We start from the raw sequence: 7,305 nt of genomic DNA on the forward strand, positions 1-7,305 counted from the left end.
GCGATCGCCGCCGTCGGGCTCGGCCTGTTCGAGTACCACCGGGCGCGAGCGCGGTGGCGCGACGCCATCCAGGTCGACGAGGTGGCGCTCGCGCTGGTCGACGGCATCGACGCGGTGGCGGCGGCGACGCTGCGCAACGACCTCGGCGTCGCCGAAGCCGAACTGGCCCGCGGCGGCGACGCGGCCGACTACCGGCGCTCCCACGCCCACCTGCGCCGGAGCCTCGCGGACTGGGAGGAGATCGGCGATCCCCGCCAGCTCGCGGGCATTCTCAACAACCTCTGCTTCGTGTTCGGCCTCGGCGACGACGTCGACGCGGCCATCGAGTTCGGGGAGCGCGGCCTGGCGCTCAACCGGTCACTCGGCCTGCGCCACGTCGAGACGCTGAACCTGGTGAACCTCGGCGTGCTCTACGGCCGCCGGGGCGACCGTGCGCGCGAGCTGGCGCACGCGACCGAAGCGGTCAAGGTCGGCGAGAGCGCGGACGACCCGCGCGGGACGGCGTACGGGTGGATGCGGATCGGCGTGGTCCACCGCACCGAAGGCCGGTACGCCGCCGCCGTCGACGCGCTGCGCCGGAGCGCGGACCTCTGGCGCGCGGCCGGTGTCCGGCTGTACGAAGCCATGACGCTGGCCGAGCTGGGGCGCGCCCACGCCGGGCTGGACGACGCCGTCCGCGCGCGCGAGGTGCTCACGGAAGCGGCCGCCATGCTGCGGGAGTACGGGGGAGCGGAGCAGGCGGCGGCGGTCCGGGCGGAGCTGGAAGCGTTGTGACGAAGGCGGCGACGTAGGACCGGGACCGGTGGAGCGGGTGGCAGACCACCCGGTTCGCTTCGGTGGCGCAGGTGATCTCGACGGTGTCGCGGTCGAGCGCGACGAGCCGCACCGGTGCTTCGGCCGCCTCCGCGGGAACGCCGGTGAGGGCAGCCGCGGCGAGCAGCACGGCCGGCAGCGTCCTCCAAACGGTCGTCACCGGCCGATCTTCGCGGTGCGGTCGGCGGCGCGACAGCGACAACCGCTACGAACGACCTCCACAGTCGCGGGGGTGTGAAGGCCTTGCCGGCCGGGCACCCGGGGGTATGACGAGAACCCGGGCCTACCGCGACGGCGTGCTGCACAAGGAAGACTTCCCGGTTCCGGCCGTCTCCGACTTCCTGGCCGAACCGGGCACCGCCGTGTGGGTCGACCTCTGTGAACCGTCCGAAGCGGACCTGGCCGAGCTGGCCGGCGAGCTGGGCCTGCACCGGCTCGCCGTCGAGGACGCCGTGCAGGAGCACCAGCGGCCCAAGCTCGACCGCTACGACGGCCACGCCTTCCTGACCGCCTACGCCGTCCGGCTGGATTCCGGGAGCGAGCGCCCGGCGACGTACGAGCTGGCCGTGTTCATCACGCCCCGCGCCCTGGTGACCGTGCGCAAGGACGACGGCTTCGACATCGAAGCCGTCACCCGCCGGTGGGACCAGGCGACGGACCTGGCCGCGTCCGGGGTGCCGTTCCTGCTGCACGGCCTGCTCGACCACGTCGTCGACGGCCACTTCGAAGCCGTCCAGTCGCTCGACGACGAGGTCGAGGAGCTGGAGGACCTGGTGTTCGACGACCGCCCGGACACCGCCGAACTCCAGCGGCGCTCGTTCCGGCTGCGCAAGAACCTGACCGCGCTGCGCCGGGTCGCCGGGCCGGTGCCGGACGTCGTCGGCTCGCTGATGCGGCCGGACCTGCGGCTGGCCGACGAGACCACCCGCCCGTACTTCGAGGACGTCCACGACCACGCGCGGCAGGCGGCCGAGCACATCGAGGCGCTGCGCGAACGCCTCACGACGGTCCGGGAAACGCAGCTGAACCTGCAGAGCGACCGGCTGAACCTGATCATGAAGAAGGTCACCGGCTGGGCGGCGGTCATCGCGGTGCCGACCGCGGTGACCGGGTTCTACGGCCAGAACGTGCCATACCCGGGCAACGGCACGACGGTGGGGTTCTGGGTTTCCACCGCGGTGATGCTGGTGCTGTCGGTCGGGCTGTACACGCTGTTCAAGAAGAAGGATTGGCTGTGACCGCCGCACGCGTCCACAGTGGACCATCCACTGTGGACCAGAATTCGGGCACGCCGACGGGCGGCACCGCCGCCGGGCACGGGGCTACCGCTGCGTGAGAGTGCGTTCAGCCGAACGGGTCAATGCGGCCGAATGGCCTGCGGGGAAAGGAAAGGCTCTCGAGCACCGCCTGGGGGAGCCGCGCGGACACGGGCGCGGCTGGTTGCTCAACCGTTGCCGCCCAGGGTAGTGCGGCTGCACTATGCTGGACCATCCGGTGTGCTCACCGGGACGGCGCCGGGGCGTCGACGGCCGGAGAAACGGGTGGCGGATGAGCGGGGCAATGGTCGAGGGGACGCGCCCGGGTGCCAAAGGCGCGGTCGCGGGCGTGGGCGAGGCGGGGGAGCAGGAGCTGCGCCGGTTGCTGGCCGGCCTGACCGCCGTGCGCGACGGCGACTTCGGCATCCGGCTGCCCGGCGGGGCCGACGGCCTCCTCGGCGAGATCGCCACCGTCTTCAACGGCATGGCCGACCAGCTGTCGCTGTTCACCTCCGAGGTCACCCGCGTCGCCCGCGAGGTCGGCAGCGAGGGCCAGCTCGGCGGGCAGGCGAAGGTCCCCGGCGTGTCCGGCACCTGGAAGGACCTCACCGACTCGGTGAACGCCATGGCGGGAAATCTCACCACCCAGGTGCGTGACATCGCGCAGGTGGCGACCGCGGTGGCGAAGGGCGACCTGTCGCAGAAGATCGACGTCGACGCGCGCGGCGAGATCCTCGAACTGAAGGACACCGTCAACACGATGGTGGACCAGCTGTCGTCGTTCGCGGACGAGGTCACCCGGGTGGCGCGCGAGGTGGGCAGCGAGGGCCGCCTCGGCGGGCAGGCGCAGGTGCCCGGCGTCGGCGGGGTGTGGCGCGACCTCACCGATTCGGTGAACTTCATGGCCGGGAACCTGACCGACCAGGTCCGCAACGTCGCCCAGGTGACCACGGCGGTGGCGAAGGGCGACCTGTCGCAGAAGATCACCGTCGACGCCCGCGGCGAAATCCTCGAACTCAAGAGCACGATCAACACGATGGTGGACCAGCTGTCCTCCTTCGCGGACGAGGTCACCCGAGTGGCTCGCGAGGTGGGCACCGAAGGCCGCCTCGGCGGGCAGGCCGACGTCAAGGGCGTCTCCGGCACCTGGCGCGACCTCACCGACTCGGTGAACTTCATGGCGGGCAACCTGACCGACCAGGTCCGCAACATCGCCCAGGTCGCCACCGCCGTGGCCAAGGGCGACCTGTCGCAGAAGATCAACGTGACCGCCCGCGGCGAGGTCCTGGAGCTCAAGGACACGCTGAACACGATGGTGGATCAGCTGTCGGCGTTCGCGGACGAGGTCACCCGGGTGGCCCGCGAAGTCGGTACCGAAGGACGGCTGGGCGGCCAGGCCGACGTCAAGGGCGTGTCCGGCACCTGGAAGGACCTCACCGAGTCGGTCAACGTCATGGCCGACAACCTCACCGCGCAGGTCCGCTCGATCGCCCAGGTCACCACCGCCGTCGCGCGCGGTGACCTGTCGCAGAAGATCCGCGTGGACGCCCGCGGCGAGATCCTCGAACTCAAGGACACCATCAACACGATGGTCGACCAGCTGTCGGCGTTCGCGGACGAGGTCACCCGCGTGGCCCGCGAGGTGGGTACCGAGGGCAACCTCGGCGGTCAGGCGACCGTCCGCGGCGTGTCGGGGACGTGGAAGAACCTGACCGACAACGTCAACGTCATGGCGTCCAACCTGACCGGCCAGGTCCGCTCCATCGCGCAGGTCGCCACGGCCGTCGCGCGCGGCGACCTCTCCGGCAAGATCACCGTCGAGGCCAAGGGCGAGGTCGCGGCGCTGGCCGACGTCATCAACACGATGGTCGACACGCTCTCGGCGTTCGCGGACGAGGTCACCCGCGTCGCCCGCGAGGTCGGCACCGAGGGCATGCTCGGCGGCCAGGCGCGCGTGCCGAACGTCGCCGGCACCTGGAAGGACCTCACCGACAACGTCAACTCGATGGCGAACAACCTCACCGGGCAGGTCCGCAACATCGCCCAGGTGACCACCGCCGTCGCCCAGGGCGACCTGACCCGCAAGATCGACGTCGACGCCCGCGGCGAGATCCTCGAGCTCAAGACCACGATCAACACGATGGTCGACCAGCTCTCGGCGTTCGCCGCCGAGGTCACCCGCGTGGCGCGCGAGGTCGGCAGCGAGGGCCGCCTCGGTGGCCAGGCCGAGGTCGAAGGCGTGTCCGGCACGTGGAAGCGGCTCACCGAGAACGTCAACGAGCTGGCCGGGAACCTCACCCGGCAGGTGCGCGCGATCGCCGAGGTGACCAGCGCGGTCGCCGAGGGCGACCTGACCCGCTCGATCACCGTCGACGCCTCCGGCGAGGTCGCCGAGCTGAAGGACAACATCAACTCGATGGTGGAGTCGCTGCGCGAGACGACGCGGGCGAACCAGGAGCAGGACTGGCTCAAGTCGAACCTGGCCACGATCACCGGGCTGATGCAGGGCCGCCGCGACCTCGCCATGGTCGCGGCCGCGGTGATGGACGAGCTGGTGCCGCTGGTCAACGCCCAGTACGGCGCGTTCTACCTGGCCGACGACACCGCCGAGGTCCCGGAGCTGCGGCTGGTCGGCGCCTACGGCCACCCGGACGGCGACGGCCCGGTGGCCCGGTTCCGGATCGGGCAGTCGCTGGTCGGGCAGGCCGCCCGCAGCCGGCGCCCGATCGCGGTCGACGACGTCCCGCCCGGCTACGCCACCATTTCCTCCGGCCTCGGCAGCACCGTGCCCGCCAGCCTGTTCGTGCTGCCGATCGTGGTCGAGGACCAGGTGCTCGGCGTCATCGAGCTGGCGTCGGTGCACGGGTTCACCACGGTGCACCGCGGCTTCCTCGAACTGCTGATGGAGCAGATCGGCGTCAACGTCAACAGCATCGTCGCCAACGCCCGCACCGACGAGCTGCTCGGCGAGTCGCAGCGGCTGACCGCGGAGCTGCAGGCCCGCTCGGAAGAACTGCAGGCGCGGCAGGAAGAGCTCCAGTCGTCCAACGCCGAGCTGGAGGAGAAGGCGGCGCTGCTGGTCACGCAGAACCGCGACATCGAGACGAAGAACCTGGAGATCGAGCAGGCCCGCCAGGAGCTGGAGGCCCGCGCCCAGCAGCTGACGCTGGCGTCGAAGTACAAGTCGGAGTTCCTGGCCAACATGAGCCACGAGCTGCGCACCCCGCTCAACAGCCTGCTGATCCTCGCCCAGCTGCTCGCGCAGAACCCCACCCGCAACCTCACCGCCAAGCAGGTCGAGTACGCCGGGATCATCCACTCCGCGGGGTCGGACCTGCTGCAGCTGATCAACGACATCCTGGACCTGTCCAAGGTCGAGGCCGGGAAGATGGACGTCACGCCGGAGCAGGTGTCGCTGCGCGGCCTGCTGGACTACGTCGAGGCGACGTTCCGGCCGATGACGTCCCAGCGCAACCTCGACTTCCGGATCACGATCGCCCCCGGCTCGCCCGCCGAACTGCTCACCGACGACTCGCGGCTGCGGCAGGTGCTGCGCAACCTGCTGTCGAACGCGGTCAAGTTCACCGAGGTCGGCGGGATCGAGCTGCACATCGAGCCGGTGGACTCCGAAACCCTGCCGCGCCCGCTGCGGGTGCACGGGCCCGCCGTCGCCTTCCGCGTCACCGACACCGGCATCGGGATCGCCGAGCACCAGCTCGAATCGATCTTCGGCGCGTTCCAGCAGGCCGACGGCACGACCAGCCGCAAGTACGGCGGCACCGGGCTCGGCCTGTCGATCAGCCGTGAGATCGCCCAGCTGCTCGGCGGGTTCATCACCGCCGACAGCACCCTGGGCGAGGGCAGCACGTTCACCTTCTCGCTGCCGGTCGCGCGCCCGGACTTCTCGACGCTGCCCGCCGGGGAGCAGCCCGGTACCACCGTCGTCCCGAGCCTCGCGCTGACGGCCGCCGCTCCGCGCGCGTACCGGCGGCTGCTGGTCGTGGAGGAGCGCCAGCACGGGCTGCTGACGCTGGTCGCCGAGAGCGCGGCCGCGGACCTCGCCGACAGCCGGGACATCGGCCTCTCGCCCGCCGACGTCGAAGTCGTGACGGCGGTCGGCACCCAGGAGGCGGCGGCCGCGCTCGCCACCGACGCCTACCACTGCGTGGTGCTCGACCTGGACCTGCCGGACCGGGCGGCGTTCGGGTTCCTCGACGCGATGCAGGGCGATAGCGCGCTGCGGCTGGTGCCGGTGCTCGCGCACAACAGCCGCCGCCTCGACACCGAGCTGGAGCACCTGGTGCAGTCCCGCGCGGACGTGCAGTCGCTCGAAGTGCTGTCCGGCCTGGACGAGCTGCGCGAGCGGATCGCGCTGCACCTGTCGGCCGAAGAGCCCGGCGCGGTGCTGCCGCTGGTCCGCCCGGACGAGCCCGCGGCGCCGGTGCGCGCGGCCGACGTCGACACCACGCTGGCCGGGCGCACGGTGCTGATCGTCGACGACGACCCGCGCAACGTCTACGCGCTGACCGGGATCCTGGAGCTGCACGGGATGCAGGTGCTGCACGCGGAAGACGGCCGCAAGGGCGTCGAGACGGTCGCCGCGCACCCCGGCATCGACCTGATCCTGATGGACGTGATGATGCCGGAGATGGACGGCTACACCGCGACCGCGAAGATCCGCGCGATGCCCGAGCACGCCGGCATCCCGATCGTCGCGGTGACGGCCAAGGCGATGCCGGGCGACCGCGAGAAGAGCCTCGCCTCCGGCGCGACCGACTACGTGACCAAGCCGGTCGACGCGGACGACCTGATCGCCCGCATCAAGCGGCACGTGACGGCGTGATCGGGTGACCGCCGAAGAAGAGACGCTCCCGGTGCCGTCGCCGCCGGCCGAGGTGTCCGCCAACCTGGCCCGGCTCGCCGACACCGTCGCCCGGCTGCGAGGCGAGGTCGACCACGCGCACGCCGTCGCGGACGGCCGCGCGCTGATCGAGCTGGCCAAGGGCGTGCTGATGGAACGCCTGCACTGCACGCCCGCCGACGCCGCCCGGCAGCTGGAAAGCCTCGCCGGGCGGGCCGGGCTGACGCCGCTGGAGTTCGCCGCGGACGTCGTCGGCGAAGCGGCCGAGGACCGGATCACCGAAGTGGCGCAAGAGTTCCTGGCCCGCGCCGACGGCGAGGACTCCGTCGCGGTGCGGTTGCGCACCGCGGAGAGCGGCGTGCTCGCGGCGGGGGA

4 protein-coding genes are annotated in these 7,305 nt (G+C 71.6%); all 4 read left to right on the top strand.

Annotation, left to right across the window (positions count from 1 at the left end):
* Positions 1 to 774, top strand: a 774-nt coding sequence (locus G3I65_RS10545; RefSeq protein WP_160695934.1) for a tetratricopeptide repeat protein, incomplete at its 5' end; no start/stop codon positions are given.
* Between the two features lie 305 nt (positions 775 to 1,079).
* Complete coding sequence (locus tag G3I65_RS10550) at positions 1,080 to 2,051, top strand: magnesium transporter CorA family protein (RefSeq protein WP_160695935.1); 972 nt, start codon at positions 1,080 to 1,082, stop codon at positions 2,049 to 2,051.
* Between the two features lie 322 nt (positions 2,052 to 2,373).
* Complete coding sequence (locus G3I65_RS10555) at positions 2,374 to 6,912, top strand: HAMP domain-containing protein (RefSeq protein WP_160695936.1); 4,539 nt, start codon at positions 2,374 to 2,376, stop codon at positions 6,910 to 6,912.
* Between the two features lie 4 nt (positions 6,913 to 6,916).
* Positions 6,917 to 7,305, top strand: a 389-nt coding sequence (locus G3I65_RS10560; protein ID WP_160695937.1) for an ANTAR domain-containing protein, incomplete at its 3' end; no start/stop codon positions are given.

The sequence above is a fragment of the Amycolatopsis sp. SID8362 genome (assembly GCF_010550475.1).
GTDB lineage: Bacteria > Actinomycetota > Actinomycetes > Mycobacteriales > Pseudonocardiaceae > Amycolatopsis > Amycolatopsis eburnea.